Genomic DNA, 23,194 nt, shown 5'->3' on the forward strand with positions numbered 1-23,194 from the left:
GCCGGGCCGATGCCCATGATGCGCGGCTCGACCCCCGCCGCCGCCATGGCGACGATGCGCGCCTTGGGCGTCAGGCCGTGCCGTTCCGCCGCCTCGCCGGACAGGATCGCCAGCGCCGCGGCGCCGTCGTTCACGCCCGAGGCATTGCCCGCCGTCACCGACAGATCGGGGCCGTTCACGCCCTTGAGCCGGGCCAGCGTCTCGGCCGTGGTGCCGGGGCGCGGATGCTCGTCGGTGTCGAAGACCACCGGCTCGCCCTTTTTCTGCGGGATGGTGACGGGCACGATCTCGTCGGCAAAGACGCCGGCCTGCTGCGCCGCTTCCCAGCGGGCCTGGCTGCGCGCGGCAAAGGCGTCCTGGTCGGCGCGGCTGACGGCGAAATCGGCGGCGACGTTGTCGGCGGTCTGCGGCATCGAGTCGATGCCGAACCGCGCCTTCATCGCCGGGTTGACGAAGCGCCAGCCGATGGTGGTGTCATAGACCGCATTGGCGCGGGAAAAGGCGCTTTCCGCCTTGGGCATCACGAAGGGGGCGCGGGTCATGCTTTCGACGCCGCCGGCGATGACGAAATCGCAATCGCCCGCCTTGATCGCGCGGGCCGCCATGCCGACCGCATCCATCCCCGAGCCGCAAAGCCGGTTCACCGTGGTCCCCGGCACCGCAACGGGCATGCCCGCCAGCAGCACCGCCATGCGGCCCACGTTGCGGTTGTCCTCGCCCGCCTGGTTGGCGCAGCCATAGATCAGGTCGTCGACCGCAGCCCAGTCCACGCCGGGGTTGCGCTCCATCAGCGCCTTCAGCGGCACTGCCGCCAGGTCGTCCGCCCGGACCGAGGCCAGCGCCCCGCCATAGCGGCCAATCGGCGTGCGCACCGCGTCACAGATGAAGGCGTCCTGCATGCTCTCTCCCATTTTCAAGACGAAAGACCGGCGATTCTCCAATTCGCCGACCGATTGGTCAGTTTATACATGGCCAAACATCACAAAGAAAGAAAATTCTTCGCACGTCGTGTAATGTCTGGCGGCATGCGAAAAAGATAATTTTAATTCAGCCGGTTATCCTGCACAGATCGGCCAGTCTCTCTTCGCTCTGGGCGGTTTTCTCGGGCAGGAAGCCGTCGCCGCCCTCGAAATGCGCCCCGATCCAGCGTTCCGCCGCCGGGGAAAGCTGGCAATAGAGGCGGCGGAACAGCGCCCGCGCCTCGTGCCCCTGCCAGTCTGGCGGCAGGGCGGCCTGCGGCAGGCGCGGGTCGCGCAGCAGCACGCCGCGATAGTCATGCACCAAAAGCAGCCGGGCGATCAGCGCCATCTCGTCGGACAGCGCCGCGCCCGCCTCGGCCAGGGGCGCAAACCGTGCCAGCATGTCGAGATAACGCTGATGCAGCGCCGAGAGATCCCAGAACTGCCCGATCCGGCCAAGCGCCGGCGGGTCCGGGGCGTGAAAGACCAGCGCGCCTTCCGGCACCGGCTGGCCGCGGTCGGGCCGGATGAAGACCGCCCCGCCCATATGGCCCATGCGCTGGTGGCGGGCCTCGTCCTCGGTCAGCTCCGGGGCGTGCAGGATCTGCCAGCCCCGCGCCGGCACCTCGGCCTTGTAGAGCAGCCCCGCCGCCTGGTCGAATTCCCGCTGGGCCGAGGCGTCCAGCCGGTAATAGCTGTGCCGCCCCAGCCGCTCGCCGCGCAGCCGATGCGCCGCGACCAGGCGCGAGACGGCGGTGCGCACCAGCGATTCGCTGATGCCGACCCGCTCGCAGACCTCGATCAGCGTGCCGGTCCACAGTACGCCGCCGCGCGGCACCACCACGTCGCCATAGACGGTGACGATGAACGCGGCCGAACGCAGCGCCATTCCCTGCAATATTCCGTCGATCAGCCCGCGCTCGGCCATTCCGCCCCGCCGCATGTTTCCCCGCTGCCTGCAACCGCCGCCATAGAAGCCCGGAAAGCGGTCATGTGCAACGCGGCTTGCCCCTCGGGCGCGGAGATGCCGGCCACCTGTCGCGATGGCCGGCGGGTTCTCAGCGCGGAACGGCGATGGTTTCGCGCGACACGGCGGCCGCCTCGACCTCGTCGCGGGTCAGCGCCTGCGGGCGGCAGTCGAAGCCCTCGTAAAGCGCCAGCTGGTCCTCGTAATGCGGCGAGGCCTCGCCCGAGGGGCTGATGAACCCGCTCTGGCCCGGAGGGGTCACGGCGCAGAACTCGGCCCTGCCGTCGCGGAAGGTGATCCGGTTGTTCTCGGTGCCGCGGTTCATCGCGGTGCCAATGGCGCGGACCTCGTCCTCGCCGGCCTGCGGGATACCCAGGTAGTTGCTGGTCTCGAACACATGCTGCTTGATCTCGATGCGCCAGTCCGCGGGCTCCTGGCTGCCGAACCTGTCGGCCAGCTGCGCAGCCGCCTTGTCGAGCGAGGCGAGGATGATCTCGTTGCGGCCGGCCTCGTCGGCGCCGTTGAAGAAATCATGGGTCTGCGGCACGCCGGCCCGCTCGGCCAGCAGCGCGTTGTGCAGCATCTGCGCGGCGCGCGAGATGCGGTTGTAAAGGATCGCCGGCGGGATCGCCGGGCTGTCGTCGCGCAGCACGTCCTCGACCATCACGTCCAGCCAGGTCTGGAACAGCCCCACCGCCGGGGTGGCGGCGCGGCCGTCCTCGGCCCGGATCTGCTGCCCGTCCCAGTTGCGCAGGATCTCGACCAGTTCGGCGCGCTGGCTTTGCGGGTCGATGCCCTCGGCCGCATCGAGGATGAAGGGCAGGAAATAACGGGCATTGATGTCGAGGAAGCTGATCTCGCGGTTGATGTTCCAGATTTCCTCGGGGGTCAGCTTGTCCTTGGCGTCGAGCCGCGCGGTGATCTCGACCACCCGGTCGGCGCTGCCCCAGGGCGTGGCCTCGAAATTCGCGGCGTCCCCCTTGGCCGAGCGGTTGTTCCAGTTCGCGATCCAGCCCTGGCTGGGGTTATAGGCCTTGGGCGCATCGGCAAAGGGCCGCAGGCCCTGCCAGTCGTCCTTGCCCGGCTGGGCCGGCAGGCGCTGGTCGTGGCCTTCGGCGCGGACCGGGACATGGCCGGGCGAGACATAGCCGATATTCCCGTCCCGGTCGGCGTAATACCAGTTGATCGTGGTCGCGACCCTTTCCGCCTGGTCCAGCCATTCCTGGTAATTCTGCGCCTTGGTCGAGTTCACCCAGGCCATGAGCGTCGAGATCTCCTGCCCCTTCCAGGCGCGGTTGAAGGCATAGGCGGTCGCCGTCTCGGGGTCGATCTGGCCGACCACGCCGTAATCGCTTTCCCAGACCGTGGTCTCGACCTCGGGCTGGCCCTTGACGCGGAAGGTCTCGCGGCGCGCCGTCATCTCCTTCCAGCCGTCGCCGGCGCGGTATTGCCGCGGGTTCTCGGGGTTCAGCTCCAGCCGGTAGTAGTCGTTCACGTCGCGCGGCCCGGCCGTAGCGCCCCAGGCGATGGTGCCATTGGTGCCGAAGAGGACATTGGGAACCGCAAAGGGCGTGTTGCCGGTCAGGTCGAACCCGGCGCCATGCAAGCCGATGCTGAAGACATAGGACGGATTGAAATTGCCGAATTGCGGGCCGTTGATCAGGATGGTGCTGCCGTCGGTGGTCTTTTGCGGCCCGGCGATCCACAGGTTGCTGGCGCGCGGGCGCCCATCGTCGCCGGGCAGGTCCGGCGCGTTCAGCAGCGCGGCAAAGCGGCTGGCCGAAGGCGGGGTCAGCGCGGCCTTGCGCTGGTATTGCTCGCCCTCGGGCACGGTGGTCGGGGCCAGCGGGTCTTCGTCCCAGAACATCTGGTCGAAAAGCGCGCGTGCCTGTTCGGCGCCGAATTGCGCCTCCAGCTCGGCCAGCGTCCTGGCATTGGCCAGTTCGGAGCTGTAGCCCGAAAAGCGGCCGGCCATGGTCCCGACATAGATCATCGCCACGTCGAATTCGGTCCAGCGGCGGGGCTTGAAGCCGAAATCGTTGAACTGCTTGGGCATCAGCCCGGCCGGTTCGGCCAGAACCCGGTCCACCCACAGGTTGAAGCCCGCCGCATAGCCACGCAGGATGTCGCGCTCTTCCGGCGCCAGCGCCTCGATCTGGCGGCGGATCTCGGCATGGTCGAACATGGCGCGGGTCTGGATGTCGAAGGGCAGCCGCTCGATGCCCAGCACCTCGGCCACCTCGCCCAGGACCGAGCGCCGCGCCATCTCCATCTGGAACAGCCGGTCCTGCGCCACGCTGTAGCCGAAGCCCGCGTAAAGCCCATGCACGTCGTCGGCATAGACATGCGGCACGCCCCAGCTGTCGCGGATGATCTCGACCTTGGTGTCGGCCAGCGCCGGGCAGGCCAGAAGGGCAGAAAGGCCAGCCGACAGCAGCAGGCGGCCAAGCGAAGACCTGAGCATGTGATTCTCCTCCGGGTGCAAGCGCCTCCTCCGGCGCATCGCCATGGTTATATTTAACCGTTCGGTCGGTCAATTATTGAAGGCACCCATCCGCCGGCGGCCGCCCTGCGCCGGCGGATGGGCCGAGGATCGCCGCGTTCACGCGATTGTCAGCCCCAACGGGCGCGGGCTGGCCGATCATAGTGGGGCGGCCCCATCCGCCGCGACGCAGTCCCGACCCACATCCCAAGGAGGTCCGACATGCAGATCCGAGCCCGCACCCTTTCCTCCGCCATGCTTGCCGCCGCGCTGGCGCTAGGCACCATGCCCGCGCTGGCGCATCACGGCTGGTCCTGGGCCGAGGGGGAACAGACGACGCTCGAGGGAACCGTCGAGAGCGTCTCGATGAACCCGCCCCATCCCACGCTTCAGGTCCGCGACGCCCAGGGCACCGTCTGGCAGGTCGACCTGGGCAATCCCAACCAGACCGCCCGCTCGGGCTTTACCGCCGACACGGCAGAGCCGGGCGATGCGATCACGGTGATCGGCAATCGCAACCAGGATCAAAGCGCGCATATGAAGGCCGTCCGCATCGTGATCGACGGGCAGAACTACGACATGTATCCCGAGCGCATCCAGGCGGACTGAGCCGTGCAGGAACTCGCGGCCTGGGCCGAGGGCACCGCGCTTGCCGCGGTGCTGCGCCGGTCGGGCCATCTCTACATGGTGGTGAACGCCACGCATATCCTGGGCATCGCGCTGCTGCTGGGCGCGATCGTTCCGCTGGACCTGCGCCTTGTCGGGATCGTCCGCGGCGGGGCGCTGCGGGTGCTGGCGCCCTTCCTGTCCCGCGCGGCGGGGGCCGGGCTTGCCATCGCCCTTGCGACCGGCCCGGTGCTGTGGTCGGTCTCGGCCCGCGACTATCTGGCCAATGCCGCCTTTCGCTGGAAGATCGCGCTGATCGGCCTTGGCCTTGCGGTCGTCGCCCTGCAACATGCCGGCAAGGGCTGGCAACAGGCGGTCGAGACCGGGGTGCCCGGCCCGGATGCGCGCATCCTGGCGGCGCTTTCGCTGGCGATCTGGCTGTCGGTGCTGCTGGCGGGGCGCTGGATCGGCTTTCTGTGACGCCCCGCGCACCGCTGCATCGGAAATCCTGAGACGCTGGCAAGGGAATGGCGATTTTTTGCGGCGCCGCGGCGTCGCTAGTCTTGGGCAAACGGCCAGGACGACGAGCTGCCCATGACCCAGATCCCCTCCTCCCATCCGTTCCGCCCGGAACTGGCGATCCTGCGCAGCGGCATCGCGGCGGGATCGGCGCTGCGGCGGGGCGTCGTCGTGCTGGGAAATTTCGACGGCTTCCACCGCGGCCACCAGTTCCTGATCCGCTCGGCCCGCCGGATCGCGGCGGATGGCCGCGCGGTCGGCGTCATGTCGGTCGAGCCCCATCCGCGCCAGGTGTTTTCCCCCGAGGCCGCGCCCTTTCGCCTGGCCCTGCCCGAGCAGAAGCACCGGACGGCGCGGCGCATCGGGCTGGACTACCTGTTCGAGCCGGTCTTCGACCGCGCCTTTGCCGGCATGACGCCCTGCGCGTTCATCGACGAGGTGCTGTGCCGGCGGCTGGGGGTTTCGCATGTCGTGGTCGGCGCGGATTTCCATTTCGGCGCGAAACGCGCCGGCACCACCCGGACCCTGGCGCAGGAATGCACCGCGCGCGGCATCGGCGTCACGGTGCTGCCGTTGCAGGGCGGCTTTTCCTCGACCGCGGCGCGCCAGGCGATCCTGGCCGGCGACATGCGGCAGGCACGGCGCTGCCTCGGCCGCCCGTGGGAAGGCGTGCTGGATGCCGGCCGGCTTGCACCCGACCAGATCCGCCCGCCGGCGGGGCGCTATCTGGTCCGAACCCAGCGGTCCGCGCAGGCAGGGCCGGTCCGGCTGGACGCGGACGGCCGCATCCTGTCCCCCGAAAGCCTGCCGCGCCGGATCGAATTCCTGGATCGGCACGACTGATCCGCCTTGCCCGAAAAAAAAGGAGCCCCATGGACCTGCCCCTGCACCTGCCGGCCAGCACCTATCGCACCATGCCGTGGAAGAACGGCACCGGCGCCACCGACGAGATCTGGCTCTGGCCGCCCCGCAGCGACCGCGACGCCTTTTCGATCCGCATCTCGCGCGCGCCGATCCTGGCGGATGGCGGCTTTTCCGCCTTTGCCGGCGCCGACCGGGTCATCACGCTGATCGAGGGCGCGGGGCTGGTGCTGGATTTCGGCCATCGCCGCGAACATCTGGCGCCGCTCGCCCCGTTCCGCTTCGACACCGGCCTGGCGCCCCAGGGGCGGCCGGTCGGCGGTCCGGTCCGGGTCTTCAACGTCATGGCCGATCGCAACGACTGGACCATCCCCGATGCCGCGGTGCTTGAGAAGGGAACGGCGGAGGCGACCGGCCTGACCGTCCTCTTCGCGCTGGAAGCCCAGCAGGCCAGGACCGGCGGCCGCCTGCACGACTTGGCCTGTCAGGATACGCTGATCTGCGGGCCGGGGCCGCTGCGGCGCGGCGGGCGGGCGCTGGTCGTCACCCTGGCGCCTGCGGGCTGACGCGTGGCGGCCGTCAGGCCCGCGCAAATTTCTCGCGGCATTTCTGGGCGAAACGCTGGGCGGCGCTGGACAGCGCATGCCCCTTGCGCCAAGCCAGCACGATCTGCGACAGCGCATGATCGCCCGCCAGCGGCAGCGCCACCAGCGGCAGCCCGTCATAGCTCATGCTCGATGCGGGCTTGGTGCAAAGCAGCGTATAGCCCAGCCCATGCGCGACCATGCCCCGCACCATCTCGAACGAGGCCGAGCGATGCGCGATCAGCGGCTCGACCCCCTGCGCCTCGAGGATGCCGGTGAAATAGGCGCTGGAGGGCGGCGCATCCAGAAGCACCATCGGCTCGGCCGCCAGCTCGGTCGGCAGGATCTCGGCCTGCCGGGCCATGGGATGATCCTCGGCCATCAGCACATAGGGCTTCAGCACGCTCAGCGCCTGCCAGTCGAAACGCTCGTCCAGGTCGTTGTCGTAGATCACCGCGATCTCGGTCTCGCCCGAGACCAGGCTTTCGGTCAGCCGGCGCTGGTCCCCTTCCAGCAGCTCGATGTCGAGCCCGCCCAGCTGCCGGATCAGCGAGGGCATCAGGAACGGCCCGAAGGTGTGGAAGCAGCCGACCTTCAGCTTGATCCCTTCGCCGTTCAGCACGCCCCGCATGCTGCGCGGCGCCTCGATCCGGCGCGACGAGCCATAGGAGCGGTTGGCATAGATCAGCGGCGAGCCGAGCCGCGCGCTATGCGTGTCCTCGACGCCGCACAGCAGGACGTGATGCGTGCCCACCCGCTCGGCCGACAGCACCCGGCATTCGAAGGCGACCAGCGGGTCGGCGACGCGGGGCGTGCCATTGGCCAGCACCACCCAGTCGGTGCATTCGAACTTGTCGCCCAGCTCGTCCTTGAAGCGGCCGGCGAAGGCTTCCGAGATATAGGACTGGTCCTCGCGCAGCACGTTCACGCAAAGAACGCCGTTCTCGATGATCTTCGGCGCCGCCGGGCTGAGGTGATGCACGCAGATTAGCAGCGTCGGCGCCTCGCCATCGGCCGAGACCGAGGCCATGGCCGAAACCGTGACGCCCGCCCTGCCCGCCGGCCCGTCGGTGGTCACGACATTCACCGTGCAGGCGGCATGGCTCATCCCGGCGACGAAACGGTCGCGCAGCGGGATCTGGGGCATCTGCGGGTCGGCATTCATGGCTGCTTTCCTTGCGTGGGGTTCGTTCCGATTGTCCTGAATGCAGATTGCCGGCTTTTGCCGTCGGGCCAAAATCGTGTTTTCCGCAGCTCTGCCTCAGGAAGATTGATGGGCCGGATGATCGGGGCCGCATTCGGTCTGCCCGGCCGGCAGCATGCCCGGCAGGGCGCCGTCGCGGATCACCTCGCGGCAATAGTCGACAAAGGCCTCGGCCGCGCGCGACCGGCGCAGCTCGGTCAGGGAGGCGATGCCGAAGGCGATGGATTGCGAGACGTCCTCGATCGGCAGATAGACCAGCGGCAGCCCGTTCTCGGCGTGGCGGTTGGCAGGCCGGACGGTCATCATGCTGTAGCCGATGCCCGCCGCGACATAGGAACGCAGCGAGGCGGTGGACGAGGTCTCCATCACGATCCGGGGGGTGCCGCCGATCTTGCGGAACATGCCCAGGAAGTAGTCGCGCGTCAGCGGCGGGTCCAGCAGGACGAAGGGGTCGTCGATCAGCTCGGCCAGCCGGATCGACCGGCGCCCCGCCATGCGATGCCCGGCCCCGACGATGACATAGGTCCTGAGCCGCGCCAGCTCGATGAACGAGACATCCGGCGGCAGGTTCAGGTCATAGGTCAGCGCCAGGTCGATCCGCGCCAGCCGCAGCTTTTCCAAGAGATCGACCTCGCTGCCCTCGGTCATGGTCATCTGCACCGCCTCGTAGCGGCCCGAGAAGCCGGTCCAGAGTTCCGGCGCGATCAGCGGCGCGAAGGTGAAGAAGGTGCCGACATTCAGCGTCCCCGCGACATGGTCGTTCACGTCGCTGGCCACGTCGTAAAGCTCCGAGGCGGCGCGCAGCGATTCCTTGGCCGCGCGCAGCAGCCGGGTGCCCGCGGGGGTCAGCGACAGGCCCTGCGCGTGATGGCGCACGAAAAGCTGCACGTTCAGCTCGGTCTCCAGATGCGCGATGGCGGCCGAGATCGAGGGCTGCGAGATATTGACCTGCTCGGCGGCCTTCGTGACCGACAGCGTCTCGCCCGCCGCGATGAAATAGCTGAGTTGCCTGAGCGTGAATCGCATCGTCTTCGTCCCCTGTCATGCGCGCAAAGTGGCAACATTCTTTCCGCGCTGACCCGCCGAAAGGGAAGCTAGTTCTTGGGTCAGGCCGCCGGCCCCTCCAGCGCGTCGAGCAGGCGCGACAGCATCCGGTCGCAGGCCGACAGCTGTTCGGCGGCAATGAATTCGTCGGGCTTGTGGCCCTGTTCCATGAAGCCCGGCCCGCAGATCGCCGTGGACATGCCCAGGCCCTGATGGAACAGCCCGCCCTCGGTCCCGAAGGCGACCTTGATCGCCGGCCCGTCCTGGCCGGTGATGCGGCGCAGCAGCCGGACCGCGGCGGCATCCTCGGGTGCATCAAGGCCCGGATAGGCCGAGACCGTCTCGATCTCGATCCGTGCCTCGGGGAAACGGGCGCGATGCGGGGCGGCAATGGCCTCGGCATCGCCGGCGATGGCGGCCAGGATCGCGGCGGGGTCGTCGGCGACGATGTTGCGGATCTCGAAGTCGATCTCGCAGCGGTTCGGCACGATGTTCAGCGCCGTGCCGCCCTGCATGAGGCCGGCATGGATGGTGGAAAAGGGAATGTCATAGGCCGGGTCGCGGGCGCCGGCTCGGACCAGTTCCTGCTGCCGGGCCTGAAGGCTGGCGATGAAGGCCGCGCCCAGGTGCAAGGCGTTCAGCGCGTTCGGGGCCAGCGCCGAGTGGCCCTCGCGGCCATGGCAGCAGGCGCGGCAGGCGAGCTTGCCCTTGTGGCCGGTGGCGATGCGCATGCCGGTCGGCTCGCCCACGATGCAAAGCGCCGGGCGGTCGGGACGCGCGGCCAGCGCCTCGATCATGCCGCGCACGCCCATGCAGCCGATCTCCTCGTCATAGGACAGCGCCAGGTGCAGCGGCCTGCGCAGCTCGCGCCGGGCGGCGCGGATCGCGGCTTGGATGGCGGCGGCGACGAAGCCCTTCATGTCCGCCGTGCCGCGCCCGTAATAGCGCCCGTCCCGCTCGGTCAGGGCAAAGGGATCGACGCTCCAGTCCTGGCCGGCCACCGGCACCACGTCGGTATGGCCCGACAGCACCACGCCCCCCGGCCCCTCGGGACCGATGGTCGCCCAGAGATTGGCGCGGCTGCCATCGGCATGGGCGAAGCGTTCGACGCGCACGCCCGCCGGCACCAGCAGCCCCTCGACATAATCCAGCAGGTCGAGGTTCGGGCGGCGGGACAGCGTCTCATAGGCAACCAGCCGGCGCAGGATGTCGACGGTCGAGGGGATCGCGGTCATGGAAATCCTTGTCGCAAGGACGGGGGGCGGAACGGGCCGCCCCCGCGTCGGGGGGATCATTCGTCGCCGGGCACGCCATAGCTCGGCGCGGCGTCGGGGTTCAGCGCACGGGTCACATAGGCGTCCATCTCAAGCCGCCAGCGTTCCCACAGGGCGGCGCAATCCTCGATGGGATCGCCCTCGCTCCAGTCGATGCGCAGGTCGGCGATGGGCCAGCTGACCTTGTCCACGATCAGCATGCCCATGGAATGCACCGGCCCCTCTTCGCCGCCGGCGGCGACCGAGGCGCGCATGCCCGCCAGCAGCCGGTCGCCCAGGTGCCGGCCCCTGGCCGCCATGAAGGCATCGACCATCTTCTGCGGGATCCCGGCCGAGCAAAGCAGGTTGCCCGCCGCCGCCACGCCCTCGCCATGGGCGATGCCATGCGTGCCCAGCGTCCGGGCGCCGGAACGCCCGGCGGTGCGGCCCGCCGCATCGACCAGCGCCAGCTGGCGGTATTCGACATGCGGCGCCCCGGCCACCAGCCGCTCCAGCGCCTCGGCCGCCGAAAGCCCCTGCGCCATCAGGTCCAGCCCCTTGGGCCCCAGGCTCGGGTCGGTGACGTTCTGGGTCGCGACCACCCCCACGCCCGCCCGCGCATGGGCGCAACGCGCCGCCACGCAGGGCGAGGAGGAGGAGACGGCGATGCCGAACATGCCGGTCTCGGGGCAGCGGGCGGAGATCGAGAAGGTCATGCCGGCCTCATGCGTCCGGGATGACGGCGGTGGCCTCGATCTCGACCACCCATTCGGGCCGGGCCAGCGCCGGGACCACGATCCCGGTCGAGCAGGGATGCACGCCCTGCAGGTGCCGGCCCATTTCCTGATAGACCGCCTCGCGATAGCGGATGTCGGTCACATAGACGACGATGCGGCAGATATGCTCCATCCGCGATCCCGCTTCTTCCAGCAGCATCCGGATGTTTTCCATGGTCTTGCGGGTCTGCATCGCCGGGTCGCCGACATGCAGGCATTCGCGGGTCTCCAGGTCCTGCGAAACCTGGCCGCGCAGGAAGACCATGGTGCCGCGGGCGACGACGCCCTGGCTCAGGTCGTTGTCCAGCTTCTGCTCGGGATAGGTCTCCCTGGTGTTGAAGGGGCGGATGCGGTGATGGATGGTCATGGTTTCTGCTCCGGTCGGTCAGTGTTTCGTGCCCCAGACCTGATCGGACAGGCCCGCGGATTTGTGGGTGAAGCGCAGCGCCTCGTTCCAGTCGAAGTTGCGATAGACCGCAGCCAGATGGGCGAAGGGCGGGGATTGCGCGAAAAGCTGGAAGGTCAGCCGGTGGCCGGCATAGTCCGAGTTCAGCAGGTCGCGCGCATAGGCCAGCAGCTTGCGGCGATCCTCGCTGCCCCAGTTCTCGTTCAGGGTGTAGAACTTGTCGAGCCAGGGCGCGGTCTCGGGGTCGTCGAAGCAGGCGGCGTCCGGGGTGATGCAGATCTGGCCGCCGCAAAGCTCGCGCGCCAGGTGCATCATGTGATGCAGCTGCGAACAGGCCAGCACGCGGCCGGTCATCAGCAGCGACTGGTTCGGCATCAAGAGCCCGCCGGGGCTTTCCTCGGCCTCGGCGATGGCCGCGGTCAGGTGGGCGTTGATCCCCTCGCGATAGCAGGCCAGCGTCGCCAGCTTTTCCTGCACGGCCGGCTGATGCTCCAGCCCGGTCTGGCGCACGTTCCACAGCGCCGCACCGATCAGCAGGTCGGCAAGCTTCAGGTTGCGCTGCACGAAGGCGAAGGCGGAATAGCGGTGCAGCGTCGCGCGGATGAAGGTCGCGGCCTTGGTATGCTGGTAGAACAGCACGTTTTCCCACGGGATCAGCACGTCGTCGTAGATCACCAGCGTCTCGACCTCGTCGAAGCGGTTCGACAGCGGATAGTCCCTGGCCGGCGCGCGGCCGGCAAAGCCGGTGCGGGCGATGAAGCGCAGGTTGGGCGAGGAAAAGTCGCACACGAAGCCCACCGCGTAATCCGACATCGCCTCGTTGCCCCAGTTGGCGATGGTCGGCTTGGTGAAGGCCTGGTTGGCATAGGCGGCGGCGGTCTCGTATTTCGCGCCGCGCACGACGATGCCGGCGTCGGTTTCCCTGACCACATGCAGCAGCATGTCAGGATCCTGGTCCTGCGGCCGCTTGGAGCGGTCCCCCTTGGGGTCAGTATTGGCCGAGACGTGGAAGGGGTCGGTCATGATGACGCGGTGGATGTGGTTGCGGATGTTCTCCGAAAAGCGCGGGTCCACCTCGTTCAGGATGTCCTGGCCGTCGAAGAGCGACCACATCTCGCCCGCCGTCTCGTCGCCGACGCGGGTGACGATGCCGCCGACCTCTTCCAGCACCGCATTGGTGGCGGCGCGCTTGGCGTGCCAGTCCTCGCGGGTGAAGGGCAGCTTGAGACCGACCGAGAAACGCTCGCCGTTCTCCTCGTAGCTCATCAGGTCGCGCGTGGCCTCGGCATGGGCCATGTCGTAGATATGCGCGCGGATGTCGACCAGCGGCTTGAACATCGGGTGCCGGGTGATGTCCTGCACGCGCTCGCCATTGATCCAGACGCGGCGGCCGTCGCGGATGGAGTCGCGATACTGTTCTCCGGTTCTTAGCATGATTTCCTCGGGATTGGCCTTTCGGCGGATGGGATTGGGCCGGGCGCGCGGGCCCTCGGCGGATCGGGCAGACCTCTCCCGTCCCTTGCGAGCGGGCGCGCAGGGGCGGGATCGGCCGGCGGGGATGGGTCGGTCAGCGGGCGTCAGGACTTGGCATAGGTGGTCCAGGCGCCGTCCTTGACGGTCTTGAGCTCGATGGCGATCGGGGTCTGGGTCTGGCCATTGGCGTCGAAGGTGATCTGGCCGGTGGCGCCGTCATGCTGGATGGCGCGGATCGCCTCGGCCAGCCCGGCCTTGTCCTCGACCCCGGCCTCGTTGATCGCCTGGATGATGATGTTCGCGGCGTCGAAGGCGTATTTCGTATAGGGGCTCATCGGCTCGGCAAAGCCCCTGGCCTGGTAGTCGGCCTCCATCCTGGCCAGCTTCGGCGTCTGCGAGGCCACCGGATAGGAGACGATGGTGTTCGCGGCCGCGTCGCCCGCCACCGCGATGAATTCCGGGTCGTAGAAGCCCGAGATGCCCAGCATCGGCTTGTCGAGCCCCACCTCCTTCATCTGCCGGGCCAGGATGCCGGCCTCGGTGATGACGCCGCCGAAATAGACCGCATCGACCTGCTTGCCCCTCAGCGAGGTCAGGACGGTGCGGAAATCGGTCGAGCCCACCGGCAGCAGGTCGGTCGAGACCACCTCGCCGCCCGCCGCGGGGACGAATTCGGCAATCGCCTCGGCGTTCGACTTGCCGTAGTCCGAGGTGTCGGCGATGACGGCGATGCGCTTGGCGCCCAGTTCCCTGACCATCCATTCCGCAAGCGGCTGGTTCTCGGTCAGAAGCGTCGGGGTGACGCGCGTCACCTCGGGCAGGTTCTGTTCGGTGATCGCCGGCGAGATCGCGCCCCAGATCACCAGCGGCGTCTGGAAGCGGGCAAAGACCGGCATGGTCGCCAGCGCCACGGGCGAGTTCCAGTGCCCGGTCGCGGCCACCAGGTCGGGATCGTTCACCAGCTTCATCGCCGCGCCGACGCCGGTCTGCGGGTCCGAGGCGTCGTCCAGCACCACCGGCTCGATCTCATACTTGCCGGCGGGGTCGGCATTTGCCTGCTCGATGGCCAGCAGGAAGCCGTTCCGGGCGCCCAGGCCCTGCTGGGCGTTGCCGCCCGACAGCGGGCCCATGAAGCCGATCTTGATCTTGGCCTTCTCGGCGAAGGCGGGGGCGGCGAAGACCGCCGTCGAAAGCACGAGACCGGCCAGAACGGCGCGGCGGGTGGTGGGGATGAAAGCCATGGACCTCTCCTGTCGAAGCGGAAGTTTCCGCGGTCGCGTTTGCGTTGGGATCTGCCGCGTTGCCCGGCCGGGCGCCCTTGCCGGGCGCTGGTCTGCCGGCCTCGCGGCTTGTTGTCGCACCCCGAACATCGACCGATTTCCGCCCGGCTGAGAAGTCGCATTAACTGAACCAGTGCCTCAAAAAATACGAAGCATCCGGCCCAGCATTTCATTTGCCTGACGGGCGATCCCGCCGTCATCTTCGTCGGAAAAACCAATCCAACGCATCAACACGGGAGGACGACATGGAAAGTCTGATCCTCCAGCACCTGCTTAACTGGCTGGTTCTGGGAAGTATTTACGCGCTGGTGGCGCTGGGGTTCAGCCTGCTCTTCGGGCTGCTCAACGTCATCCATTTCTCGCATGGCGACGTGTCGATGATCGCCCCCTTCGTGGCGCTTGGCAGCCTGCAGGCGATCTTCGGCATCACCGGAGGCGCCATGGGCGTCCTGCCCATCCTGGCGGCGCTGGCCATCGCAATCCTGGTCACGGGGCTGATCGGCATCGGCGCGGACAAGCTGGTGATCTCGCGCTTTCGCCGCTCGCCGGCGATGATGGCGCTGGTGGCCACCGTGGCCCTGGGCACGGTGATCCGCGAGCTGATCCGAGGCTTCTATCCGCAGGGCTCGAACCCCAAGGCGTTCCCGGCCATCGCCCAGGGCTTCCTGGAGATCGGCCCGCTGCGCCTGCCCGCCCAGCCGGTGCTGATCGTCGGCACGACCGTGCTGGTCGTGGCGCTGATGTATGGGTTGATGCAGAAGACGCCCATCGGCACCCGCATCCGCGCCGTGGCCGAGGATGCGGCGACCGCGCGGCTGATGGGGATCACGCCCTCGCGCATCTTCGCCTTCACCTTCTTCCTCGCCTCGGCGGCGGGGGCGCTGGGGGCGCTGTTCTTTGCCAGCCATGCCGGGGTGGTGCGATTCGACTTCGGCGTGCAGCTGGGGCTGATCGGCTTTTCCGCCGCGGTGATCGGCGGGCTGGGTTCGATGACCGGGGCGATCCTCGGCGCGCTGGCAATCGCCGGGATCGAAAGCATCGTGCAGGCCAACATCGCCGACGGCGCCTCATACCGCCTCGTCTTCGCCTTCCTGCTCGTCATCCTGATGCTGTGCCTGCGGCCTTCGGGCCTGCTGGGCAAGCCCGTCTTCGAAAAGGTCTGAGCCGATGTCCACGACCCTGACCAATATCCACAGCCGCACGGCCCTGCCCGCCAGCCTGATCGTCGCCGCGACCGAGATCGGCGGCGCGATCCTGCTGGGCGCCTTTCTGCTGGCGGAATCGACGCCGCTGGTGGTGGCGCTGCTGGCGGTGATGGGCGCGCTGTTCGCGGCCCTGCAGTATCGCCCGCAGATCGAGGAGGTGATCGTCGCCGCCTTCCACGACGCGCGCGGGCTGGCCACGGCGCTGGCCGTCGCCATCGTGCTGATCTACCCGTTCTTCCTGGGCGGCAACACCTATGCGCTGCACCTGCTGATCGTCTCGCTGCTTTATTCGGTGCTGGCCCTGGCGCTGAACTTCCAGCTCGGCTCGGCCAATATCCCGAACTTCGCCACCGGCGCGACCTATGGCATCGGCGCCTATACCTCGGCGCTGCTGGCGATCCATCTCGGCTGGAGCTTCTGGGCGACGCTGCCCGCCGCCGCCATCGTCGCCACCGTCTTCGGCTTCCTGCTGGGCATCCCGTCGATGCGCACGCGCGACAGCTACCTGGCGCTGGTGACGATCGCCTTCGGCATCGTCATCCACCAGATGCTGAACAACCTCAGCTGGACCGGCGGCCCGAACGGCCTGGTCGGCATCCCGGCGCCCAGCCTGCTGGGCCATTCCTTCATGCGGCCCATCGAGCTTTTCGGCTTCCGGCTGCCGTCGCAGGCGAATTTCTACTATCTCTCGGCGGCGCTGCTGGGGCTGGCGATCCTGTCGGCCAAGCGGCTGCACGAAAGCCGCGTGGGCCTGGCCTGGAACGCGATTCGCGCCGACGAGCTGGCGGCGAAATGCCAGGGCATCAACGTGGTCTGGTACAAGATCCTGGCCTTCGGCGTGGACGCCTTCCTGGCCGCCTTCGCCGGCACGATCTATGCCTTCTACATCTCGTATATCTCGCCCGACAACTTCACCTTCCTGGTCTCGGTCACGATCATGACCATGGTGATCGTCGGCGGCATGGACAACACGCTGGGGGTGATCCTGGGCGCCTTCCTGCTGACCATGCTGCCCGAAAAGCTGCGGGTGTTTTCCGACTACCGCCTGCTGTTCGTCTCGGTCGTGGTGATCCTGTTCCTGATCCTGCGCCCCAAGGGGCTGTTCCCGCAACGCCAGCGCCATTACGGAGGCCAGCGATGACCACGCCGCTGCTGAAACTGAGCGGGCTCGGCATCCGCTTCGGCGGCCTCGTCGCCGTCGATGCCGTCGACCTGACCGTCGCCCCCTCGACCATCACCTGCATCATCGGCCCGAACGGGGCGGGGAAATCCACGCTGTTCAACCTGATTACCGGGATCTACCGCCCGACCTCGGGCACCGTGGCCTTGCAGGGCGACCCGATCACCGGCCTGCCCGCCCACAGGATCGCCGCGCGCGGCATCGCCCGCACCTTCCAGTCCTCGCGCCTGTTCGAGGACCTGTCGATCCTCGACAACGTCATCATCGGCATGCATGGCCGCACCCGCACCGGCGTGCTGACCGCGCTGCTGCGCCCGGCGAAGTCCCGGCGCGAGCTGGAGGCCTGCGCCGCCGAGGCCGAGACGATCCTGCGCGGCATCTCGGACGAGCTTTTCGCCCGCCGCTACCAGCCCGCCGGCATCCTGCCGCAGGCCGACCGGCGCCGGCTGGAGATCGCCAGGGCGCTGGCCTCGCATCCGAAGCTGATCCTGCTGGACGAGCCCTCGTCCGGCATGGACGACCGCGACACGGCGGCGCTGATGGCCGATATTCGCCGCGTCATGGCCGACAATCCCGGCCTGTCCTTCCTGATCATCGAGCACGACATGCGGCTGGTCGCCGAATTGCCCGACAATGTCGTGGTGATCGACTATGGCAAGAAGATCGCCGAGGGAGATTTCGCCACCGTGCGCCAGCTTCCCCGCGTGCAGCAAGCCTATCTCGGACAGAAGGCGGTCGAACATGCTTGAACTCAGCAACGTCAGCACCTCCTATGGTCCCGTCGCCATGCTGCGCGGGGTCAGCATGACCATCGGCAAGGGCGAACTGGTCTGCCTGCTCGGCCCGAACGGCGCCGGCAAGTCCACCACATTCAAGGCGCTGACCGGGCTTTTGCCGCTGGACGGCGGCGCGGTGCGGATGATGGGCCGCGACATCGCCCGGCTGGGCACCGAAAAGCTGGCCGCGCTCGGCGTCGGCTTCGTCCCCGAGGGGCGGCGGCTGTTCCCCTCGCTGACCGTGCGCGAAAACCTGAAGCTCGGCTACGACGCCTCGGGCTGCGCCATCCCCTTCGAGACCCGGCTGGAGCTGATCCACGACATGTTCCCGCGCATCCGCGAGCGGATGAACCAGCAGGCCAACACCATGTCCGGGGGCGAACAGGCCATGGTGGCGCTGGCGCGGGCGCTGATCGGCGATCCCGAGATGCTGGTGATGGACGAGCCCTCGCTGGGCCTGTCGCCCAAGCTGATCGACGAATATTTCGAGACCGTGGTCCGCATCCATGCCGAGGGCAAGACCGTGCTGCTGATCGAGCAGAATGCCGAGACCGCGCTGTCGATCTCGGACCGCGGCTATCTGCTGGTGCGCGGCCGGATCGCGGTCAGCGGCACCCGCGCCGAGATGCTGCGGGACGATACGATCCGGCACATGTACCTGTGACCGCCGGGACGGTTCGCCCCCCGCCGACCCTTCCCATGCAGGCCCCGGCCAAGGTGAATGCCTTGCAGCGCCGTCCCCCGGCGGGGCGGCGCTTCTTGCCGCGTCGCGGAAAGGCCGGGCCGGATCTTCGCCGCAGTAATCGGCGGGATCGGTGCCGCTCCGCGCGCGGATGCAACCCGCATGGATATAACCCAAGGGTATATTTCTGCGCGACCATGCGATGATATGGCCGCCTTCCCCAAGATAGAGTGCTGCCTCAGGACGCTTGCCGCAGGCGCCGGCCAGAGGAGGGCCGCGCCACCGCGACGGGATGCGGCGGATCATGGGAGGTTAGGCAATGCTCAACAGACGGACATTCATCGCCTCGGGCGCGGCGCTGGCGGGGCTGGGGCTGGCGCGCCCGGCGCTGGCGCAGCGCAAGGCGATCAGGATCGGCTATGTCAGCCCGCAGACCGGGCCGCTTTCGGCCTTTTCGGCCTCGGACGCCTTCACCGTCAGGCAGTTCCTGGCCGCCGCGCCCGGCCTTGGCCTGGACGTCGAGGTCATCGTCAAGGACAGCCAGTCCAACCCCAACCGCGCCGCCGAGGTGGCGCGCGAACTGATCAGCCGCGACGAGGTGAACCTGATCCTGGTGGCATCCACCCCCGAGACCACCAACCCGGTGTGCAGCGTGGCGGAATCCGAGGAGATCCCGGTGATCTCGACCGTGGCGCCCTGGCAGCCCTGGTTCATCGGCCAGCAGGGCAACCCGGCCGACCCGGAAAGCTGGCAGGAATTCGACTATGTCTATCACTTCTTCTGGGGGCTCGAGGACAATGTCCGCGTCTTCATGAACATGTGGGACGCCGTTCAGACCAACAAATCGGTCGGCGCGCTCTGGCCCAACGACAGCGACGGCAATGCCTGGTCCTCGGACGTGGGCATGCCGCCCGCGCTGGCCGAGGCCGGCTATCGGCTGACCGATCCGGGCCGCTACCAGAACCTGACCGACGATTTCAGCGCCCAGATCAACGCCTTTAAGCAGGCACAGGCCGAGATCCTGGTCGGCATCCCGATCCCGCCGGATTTCACCACCTTCTGGACCCAGGCCCGCCAGCAGGGCTACCGGCCCAAGCTGGTCTCGGTCGCCAAGGCGCTGCTGTTTCCCGAAAGCATCGCCGCGCTTGGCGAGCTGGGCGACAACCTGACCTGCGAGGTCTGGTGGTCGCCGCAGCACCCGTTCCGCTCGTCCCTGACCGGGCAAAGCGCGGGCGAGCTGGCCGCCGATTTCGAAACCGCGGCCAAGCGGCAATGGACCCAGCCCGCCGGCTTCGTCCATGCGCTGTTCGAGGTCGCCGCGGACGCCATCCGCCGCACGGACGACCCGACCGACGGCGATGCGCTGGCCGAATCCATCGCCGCCACCGACCTGCAGACCGTGGTCGGCCGCGTCGCCTGGGGGCAGCAGAACGTGCCCGAATTCGCCCGCAGGAACGTCGCCAAGACGCCGCTGGTCGGCGGGCAATGGCGCCGCAAGCAGGACGGCGGCTTCGATCTGGTGATCGTCGAGAACGCGCTGGCGCCCGAGATCCCGCTGGGCGACAGCATTCGGACCTTGGCGTGATGGCGCTGCTTTCGCTGCAATCCGTGTCGAAAAGCTTCGGCGCGCTGAAAGTCACCGACGATGTCAGCTTCGACCTGCAACCGGGCGAGGCGCTTGGCATCATCGGCCCCAACGGCGCCGGGAAATCGACGCTGTTCAACCTGATCACCGGCAACCTGCGGCCGGATTCCGGGCAGATCCTGCTGGACGGGCGCGATGTCAGCGGCGATTCGGTCATGGCGCGCTGCGCGGCGGGCATCGGCCGTTCGTTCCAGATCCCGCAGCCCTTCGGCCACCTGTCGGTCTATGAAAACCTGCTGGTCGCGGCGCGCTTCGGCGGCGGGCTTGCGGCGGCCGAGGCGCCGGGGTTCTGCATGGAGATCCTGCGCCGCACCGGGCTGGCCGGCGTGGCCGACAGTCCCGCCGGCGGCCTGCCGCTGCTCAGCCGCAAGCGGCTGGAGCTGGCGCGCGCCATGGCGACGCGGCCGCGGGTGCTGCTGCTCGACGAGATTGCCGGCGGGCTGACCGATGCCGAATGCGTCGAGCTGGTCGCCACCATCCGCGCCATCCATGCCGAGGGCACCGCCATCGTCTGGATCGAGCATGTGCTGCATGCGCTGAACAGCGTGGTCGGCCGGCTGATCGTGCTGAATTTCGGCCGGCTGCTGATGGTCGGCGACGTCAAAACGGTGATGAACTCGGCCGAGGTGCGCGAGATCTACCTGGGGGCCGAGGTATGAGCGAACCCATCCTGTCGGTTTCCGGCCTGACTGCGCATTACGGCGATTTCCAGGCGCTGTTCGGCGTCGACGTGGCGCTGGAGCAGGGCGAGGTCGTGGCCATCATCGGCGCCAACGGCGCCGGCAAGACCACCCTGATGCGGGCGATCACCGGCATCGCCCGCATCAGCGCCGGCCGCGTCCGGCTGGACGGGCGCGACATCACCGGCACCCCGGCGCCCGACATCCTGATGGCCGGCATTGCCATGGTTCCCGAGGGGCGGCGGCTCTTCCCCTCGCTCAGCGTCGAGGAAAACCTGCTGATCGGCGCCCATGCGCGCCGCATCCAGGGGCACTGGAACCTGGAAAGCGTCTATCGCCTGTTCCCCGTCCTGCGCGAGCGGCGCGACCATCCCGGCACGGCGCTGTCGGGCGGCCAGCAGCAGATGGTCGCCATCGGCCGGGCGCTGATGTCCAATCCGCGCGTGCTGCTGTGCGACGAGCTGAGCCTCGGCCTCGCCCCGGTGGTGATCCGCGAGATCTATGCCGCCTTCCCCGAGATCCGCGCCAGCGGCGCCTCGATCGTGGTGATCGAGCAGGACGTGAGCCAGGCGCTGAAGGTGGCCGATTACGTGCATTGCATGATGGAGGGCCGCATCACCCTGTCCGGCCGGCCGGCCGAGCTGTCGCGCGACGCGATCCACGACGCCTATTTCGGAGCGACCCACTGATGTTTTCGCTGGATACAATCGTGCAGGGCCTGCTGCTGGGCGGGCTATACGCGCTTTTCGCCGCCGGGCTCAGCCTGGTCTTCGGCATCATGCGGCTGGTGAACCTGGCGCATGGCGACCTGATCGTGCTGGGCGCCTATCTGATCCTCGGCCTGGGCACGGTGACGGGCATGAACCCCTTTGTCGCGGCGCTGATCGCCATGCCGCTGATGTTAGGCCTGGGATGGCTCTTGCAGACCCGCCTGCTGAATCGCGTGCTGGGCGAGGACATCCTGCCGCCGCTGCTGGTCACTTTCGGGCTTTCGGTGGTGATCCAGAACGGGCTGCTTGTCGCCTTTACCGCCGACAGCCGCAAGCTGGCGGCGGGGCCGGTCGAATCCGCCTCGGTCACGGTCGGGCAGGTGCATATGGGCGTGATGCCGGTGATGACGCTGGCCACGGCGGTCGCGGTGATCCTGGGGCTGAACCTGCTGTTCTACCGCACCGCGCTGGGACGCGCCTTCCGCGCCACCTCGGACGATGCGGTGACGGCGCAGCTGATGGGCATCCGGCCGCAGCGCATCTTCGCCATGGCCACCGGCATCGCCCTGGTCGTCGCCGCCATCGCCGCGCTCTACCTGGGCACGCGGGCGAATTTCGACCCGTCCATCGGGCCGGCGCGATTGCTCTATGCCTTCGAGGCGGTGATCATCGGCGGGCTGGGCAGCCTCTGGGGCACGCTGGCCGGAGGCGTGGTGATCGGCCTTGCCCAGACCATGGGCGCGGCGGTCAACCCGGAATGGCAGATCCTGGCCGGGCATGTCGCCTTCGTGCTGATCCTGATGGTCCGCCCGCGCGGGCTGTTCCCCCGAGCCATCGACTGAAAGGGCGCCATGATGAAAACCACCTTTCCCGCATATCGCCCCCTGGCGCTCGCCGTCCTTGCCGCAGCCGCCCTGGCGCTGGTGCCGCTGATCGGCCCGCGCGCCGTGGTGCAGGACCTGTTCGGCATCCTCTGCCTGCTGGTGCTGGCGCTGAACTGGAACATGCTGGCGGGCTTTGCCGGGCTGGTCTCGGTCGGGCAGCAGGCCTTCGTCGGCATCGGCGCCTATACCATGTTCGCCGCCGTCATCCTGTTCGGGCTGGACCCGCTGGCCGGCGTGCTGCTGGGCGGGCTGGTCGCCATGGCGCTGGCCGTGCCGGTGGCCTGTTTCGTCTTTCGCCTGAACGGCGCCTATTTCGCCATCGGCACCTGGGTCGCGGCCGAGATCGCCCGGCTGGGCCTGAGCCAGTGGAAGGCGCTTGGCGGCGGCACCGGCACCTCGCTGCCCAAGGGCACGACGCGCGACATGCTGGGCGTCGGGCCGGTCAAGGAATGGCTGGGCGTCTCCAGCGCGGCGGCCAGCGACATCGTGCTTTACTGGCTGGCCTTGGGGCTGGTGCTGGTGACGCTGGGCATGTCCTGGGCCTTCCTGCGCTCGCGCATGGGGCTGGGATTGCAGGCGATCCGCGACAATGCCATGGCCGCGCGTTCGGTGGGCGTCGATCCGGTGCGGCTCAAGGCGCTGGTCTTTCTGCTGACCGCCTTCGGCACCGGCCTTTGCGGCGGGCTGCTGTTCATCCAGATCACCCGCATCACCCCGGACGCGGCCTTCTCGCTCGTGGACTGGACCGCCTTCGTGCTGTTCGTGGTGGTGATCGGCGGCATCGGCACCCTGCCCGGCCCCATCGTCGGCGTGGTGGTGTTCTATGCGCTGGAGCGGCTGCTGTCGGATTACGGCAGCGCCTATCTGATCGTGCTGGGCCTGTTCGGCATCGCGGTCATGCTGTTCGCCCGGCGCGGCATCTGGGGCAGCCTGTCCGGGCGCACCGGGCTGGAGCTTCTGCCGCTGGGCCACCGCGCCCCCGACCCTGCACCGGCCCTCCGGCCCTGAGATTCAAGAA

General features: G+C 68.4%; 23 protein-coding genes. 13 read left to right on the forward strand and 10 right to left on the reverse strand.

What is annotated here, in order from left to right; translation table 11 throughout:
* The 3 genes from FE811_RS13380 to FE811_RS13390 all read right to left on the reverse strand — a co-directional run.
* Nucleotides 1-899, reverse strand: an 899-nt coding sequence (locus FE811_RS13380; protein ID WP_140847853.1) for an acetyl-CoA C-acyltransferase, incomplete at its 3' end; no start/stop codon positions are given.
* Nucleotides 900-1,047: 148 nt separating this feature from the next.
* Nucleotides 1,048-1,902, reverse strand: a complete 855-nt coding sequence (locus tag FE811_RS13385; protein ID WP_036754400.1) for a PaaX family transcriptional regulator C-terminal domain-containing protein — start codon at nt 1,900-1,902, stop codon at nt 1,048-1,050.
* A gap of 115 nt (nt 1,903-2,017) precedes the next feature.
* Nucleotides 2,018-4,390, reverse strand: coding sequence for a penicillin G acylase (locus FE811_RS13390; protein ID WP_140847856.1), 2,373 nt, complete (start codon nt 4,388-4,390; stop codon nt 2,018-2,020).
* Nucleotides 4,391-4,630: 240 nt separating this feature from the next.
* Between FE811_RS13390 and FE811_RS13395 the strand changes: the two genes are divergently transcribed.
* From FE811_RS13395 to FE811_RS13410, 4 genes are all read left to right on the forward strand, one after another.
* Complete coding sequence (locus FE811_RS13395; protein WP_072461243.1) at nt 4,631-5,017, forward strand: DUF6152 family protein; 387 nt, start codon at nt 4,631-4,633, stop codon at nt 5,015-5,017.
* 3 nt (nt 5,018-5,020) lie between these two features.
* Nucleotides 5,021-5,494, forward strand: a complete 474-nt coding sequence (locus tag FE811_RS13400; RefSeq protein WP_140847858.1) for a DUF6644 family protein — start codon at nt 5,021-5,023, stop codon at nt 5,492-5,494.
* A gap of 114 nt (nt 5,495-5,608) precedes the next feature.
* Nucleotides 5,609-6,376 (forward strand): adenylyltransferase/cytidyltransferase family protein, encoded by a 768-nt coding sequence (locus FE811_RS13405; RefSeq protein ID WP_140847861.1) that lies wholly within the window; start codon nt 5,609-5,611, stop codon nt 6,374-6,376.
* Between the two features lie 29 nt (nt 6,377-6,405).
* Nucleotides 6,406-6,960: a HutD family protein gene (locus FE811_RS13410; RefSeq protein ID WP_140847863.1), complete on the forward strand. Its 555-nt coding sequence runs from the start codon at nt 6,406-6,408 to the stop codon at nt 6,958-6,960.
* A 13-nt stretch (nt 6,961-6,973) separates the two neighbouring features.
* On the opposite strand, the gene FE811_RS13415 is transcribed toward FE811_RS13410, so the two are convergent.
* The 7 genes from FE811_RS13415 to FE811_RS13445 all read right to left on the reverse strand — a co-directional run bounded on the left by FE811_RS13415 (nt 6,974) and on the right by FE811_RS13445 (nt 14,375).
* Nucleotides 6,974-8,143, reverse strand: coding sequence for a LysR substrate-binding domain-containing protein (locus tag FE811_RS13415; RefSeq protein WP_084197026.1), 1,170 nt, complete (start codon nt 8,141-8,143; stop codon nt 6,974-6,976).
* 96 nt (nt 8,144-8,239) lie between these two features.
* Entirely contained in the window at nt 8,240-9,208 is a 969-nt protein-coding gene (locus FE811_RS13420) for a LysR family transcriptional regulator (protein ID WP_114534756.1), read from the reverse strand.
* Between the two features lie 80 nt (nt 9,209-9,288).
* On the reverse strand, nt 9,289-10,461 hold the full coding sequence (gene argE / locus FE811_RS13425) for an acetylornithine deacetylase (protein WP_140847867.1): 1,173 nt from the start codon (nt 10,459-10,461) through the stop codon (nt 9,289-9,291).
* A gap of 56 nt (nt 10,462-10,517) precedes the next feature.
* Nucleotides 10,518-11,195 carry a DUF1028 domain-containing protein gene (locus tag FE811_RS13430; protein WP_072461236.1) on the reverse strand — a complete coding sequence of 226 codons (678 nt, stop codon included), beginning with the start codon at nt 11,193-11,195 and terminating at the stop codon, nt 10,518-10,520.
* Nucleotides 11,196-11,202: 7 nt separating this feature from the next.
* A complete protein-coding gene (locus FE811_RS13435; RefSeq protein WP_036754417.1) occupies nt 11,203-11,622 on the reverse strand; it encodes a RidA family protein in 420 nt (139 codons plus the stop codon).
* Between the two features lie 18 nt (nt 11,623-11,640).
* A complete protein-coding gene (locus FE811_RS13440; protein ID WP_140847870.1) occupies nt 11,641-13,095 on the reverse strand; it encodes a 4-hydroxyphenylacetate 3-hydroxylase family protein in 1,455 nt (484 codons plus the stop codon).
* A gap of 143 nt (nt 13,096-13,238) precedes the next feature.
* Nucleotides 13,239-14,375 (reverse strand): branched-chain amino acid ABC transporter substrate-binding protein, encoded by a 1,137-nt coding sequence (locus FE811_RS13445; RefSeq protein ID WP_181180868.1) that lies wholly within the window; start codon nt 14,373-14,375, stop codon nt 13,239-13,241.
* A 284-nt stretch (nt 14,376-14,659) separates the two neighbouring features.
* Here FE811_RS13445 and FE811_RS13450 point away from each other — a divergent pair, with 284 nt between their 5' ends.
* From FE811_RS13450 to FE811_RS13490, 9 genes are all read left to right on the forward strand, one after another.
* A complete protein-coding gene (locus FE811_RS13450) occupies nt 14,660-15,577 on the forward strand; it encodes a branched-chain amino acid ABC transporter permease (protein WP_036754426.1) in 918 nt (305 codons plus the stop codon).
* A 4-nt stretch (nt 15,578-15,581) separates the two neighbouring features.
* Complete coding sequence (locus FE811_RS13455) at nt 15,582-16,760, forward strand: branched-chain amino acid ABC transporter permease (RefSeq protein WP_114534761.1); 1,179 nt, start codon at nt 15,582-15,584, stop codon at nt 16,758-16,760.
* Nucleotides 16,757-17,548 (forward strand): ABC transporter ATP-binding protein, encoded by a 792-nt coding sequence (locus FE811_RS13460; protein ID WP_114534762.1) that lies wholly within the window; start codon nt 16,757-16,759, stop codon nt 17,546-17,548. The genes FE811_RS13455 and FE811_RS13460 overlap by 4 nt, the downstream gene beginning before the upstream one ends.
* Nucleotides 17,541-18,239, forward strand: coding sequence for an ABC transporter ATP-binding protein (locus FE811_RS13465; protein WP_140847875.1), 699 nt, complete (start codon nt 17,541-17,543; stop codon nt 18,237-18,239). Before FE811_RS13460 ends, FE811_RS13465 begins: the two co-directional genes overlap by 8 nt.
* Before the next feature lie 337 nt (nt 18,240-18,576).
* A complete protein-coding gene (locus tag FE811_RS13470) occupies nt 18,577-19,842 on the forward strand; it encodes an ABC transporter substrate-binding protein (protein ID WP_140847878.1) in 1,266 nt (421 codons plus the stop codon).
* The gene (locus tag FE811_RS13475; RefSeq protein ID WP_140847920.1) at nt 19,842-20,561 is read left to right on the forward strand and encodes an ABC transporter ATP-binding protein; all 720 of its coding nucleotides are present in this window, start codon (nt 19,842-19,844) and stop codon (nt 20,559-20,561) included. Before FE811_RS13470 ends, FE811_RS13475 begins: the two co-directional genes overlap by 1 nt.
* Nucleotides 20,558-21,271 (forward strand): ABC transporter ATP-binding protein, encoded by a 714-nt coding sequence (locus FE811_RS13480; RefSeq protein WP_072461230.1) that lies wholly within the window; start codon nt 20,558-20,560, stop codon nt 21,269-21,271. The genes FE811_RS13475 and FE811_RS13480 overlap by 4 nt, the downstream gene beginning before the upstream one ends.
* On the forward strand, nt 21,271-22,134 hold the full coding sequence (locus FE811_RS13485; RefSeq protein ID WP_140847881.1) for a branched-chain amino acid ABC transporter permease: 864 nt from the start codon (nt 21,271-21,273) through the stop codon (nt 22,132-22,134). Before FE811_RS13480 ends, FE811_RS13485 begins: the two co-directional genes overlap by 1 nt.
* 9 nt (nt 22,135-22,143) lie before the next feature.
* Nucleotides 22,144-23,184 carry a branched-chain amino acid ABC transporter permease gene (locus tag FE811_RS13490; RefSeq protein ID WP_140847883.1) on the forward strand — a complete coding sequence of 347 codons (1,041 nt, stop codon included), beginning with the start codon at nt 22,144-22,146 and terminating at the stop codon, nt 23,182-23,184.
* Nucleotides 23,185-23,194 lie beyond the last annotated feature (10 nt).

This window comes from Paracoccus sp. FO-3, from assembly GCF_006386455.1.
In the GTDB taxonomy this organism is placed as follows: domain Bacteria; phylum Pseudomonadota; class Alphaproteobacteria; order Rhodobacterales; family Rhodobacteraceae; genus Paracoccus; species Paracoccus versutus.

Coding starts and splice junctions, on each gene's coding strand:
- FE811_RS13385 (WP_036754400.1), bottom strand. CDS start 1,902: ATGCGGCGGGGCGGAATGGCCGAGCGCGGGCTGATCGACGGAATATTG.
- FE811_RS13390 (WP_140847856.1), bottom strand. CDS start 4,390: ATGCTCAGGTCTTCGCTTGGCCGCCTGCTGCTGTCGGCTGGCCTTTCT.
- FE811_RS13395 (WP_072461243.1), top strand. CDS start 4,631: ATGCAGATCCGAGCCCGCACCCTTTCCTCCGCCATGCTTGCCGCCGCG.
- FE811_RS13405 (WP_140847861.1), top strand. CDS start 5,609: ATGACCCAGATCCCCTCCTCCCATCCGTTCCGCCCGGAACTGGCGATC.
- FE811_RS13410 (WP_140847863.1), top strand. CDS start 6,406: ATGGACCTGCCCCTGCACCTGCCGGCCAGCACCTATCGCACCATGCCG.
- FE811_RS13415 (WP_084197026.1), bottom strand. CDS start 8,143: ATGAATGCCGACCCGCAGATGCCCCAGATCCCGCTGCGCGACCGTTTC.
- FE811_RS13420 (WP_114534756.1), bottom strand. CDS start 9,208: ATGCGATTCACGCTCAGGCAACTCAGCTATTTCATCGCGGCGGGCGAG.
- argE (WP_140847867.1), bottom strand. CDS start 10,461: ATGACCGCGATCCCCTCGACCGTCGACATCCTGCGCCGGCTGGTTGCC.
- FE811_RS13430 (WP_072461236.1), bottom strand. CDS start 11,195: ATGACCTTCTCGATCTCCGCCCGCTGCCCCGAGACCGGCATGTTCGGC.
- FE811_RS13435 (WP_036754417.1), bottom strand. CDS start 11,622: ATGACCATCCATCACCGCATCCGCCCCTTCAACACCAGGGAGACCTAT.
- FE811_RS13440 (WP_140847870.1), bottom strand. CDS start 13,095: ATGCTAAGAACCGGAGAACAGTATCGCGACTCCATCCGCGACGGCCGC.
- FE811_RS13445 (WP_181180868.1), bottom strand. CDS start 14,375: ATGGCTTTCATCCCCACCACCCGCCGCGCCGTTCTGGCCGGTCTCGTG.
- FE811_RS13450 (WP_036754426.1), top strand. CDS start 14,660: ATGGAAAGTCTGATCCTCCAGCACCTGCTTAACTGGCTGGTTCTGGGA.
- FE811_RS13455 (WP_114534761.1), top strand. CDS start 15,582: ATGTCCACGACCCTGACCAATATCCACAGCCGCACGGCCCTGCCCGCC.
- FE811_RS13460 (WP_114534762.1), top strand. CDS start 16,757: ATGACCACGCCGCTGCTGAAACTGAGCGGGCTCGGCATCCGCTTCGGC.
- FE811_RS13465 (WP_140847875.1), top strand. CDS start 17,541: ATGCTTGAACTCAGCAACGTCAGCACCTCCTATGGTCCCGTCGCCATG.
- FE811_RS13470 (WP_140847878.1), top strand. CDS start 18,577: ATGCTCAACAGACGGACATTCATCGCCTCGGGCGCGGCGCTGGCGGGG.
- FE811_RS13475 (WP_140847920.1), top strand. CDS start 19,842: ATGGCGCTGCTTTCGCTGCAATCCGTGTCGAAAAGCTTCGGCGCGCTG.
- FE811_RS13480 (WP_072461230.1), top strand. CDS start 20,558: ATGAGCGAACCCATCCTGTCGGTTTCCGGCCTGACTGCGCATTACGGC.
- FE811_RS13485 (WP_140847881.1), top strand. CDS start 21,271: ATGTTTTCGCTGGATACAATCGTGCAGGGCCTGCTGCTGGGCGGGCTA.
- FE811_RS13490 (WP_140847883.1), top strand. CDS start 22,144: ATGATGAAAACCACCTTTCCCGCATATCGCCCCCTGGCGCTCGCCGTC.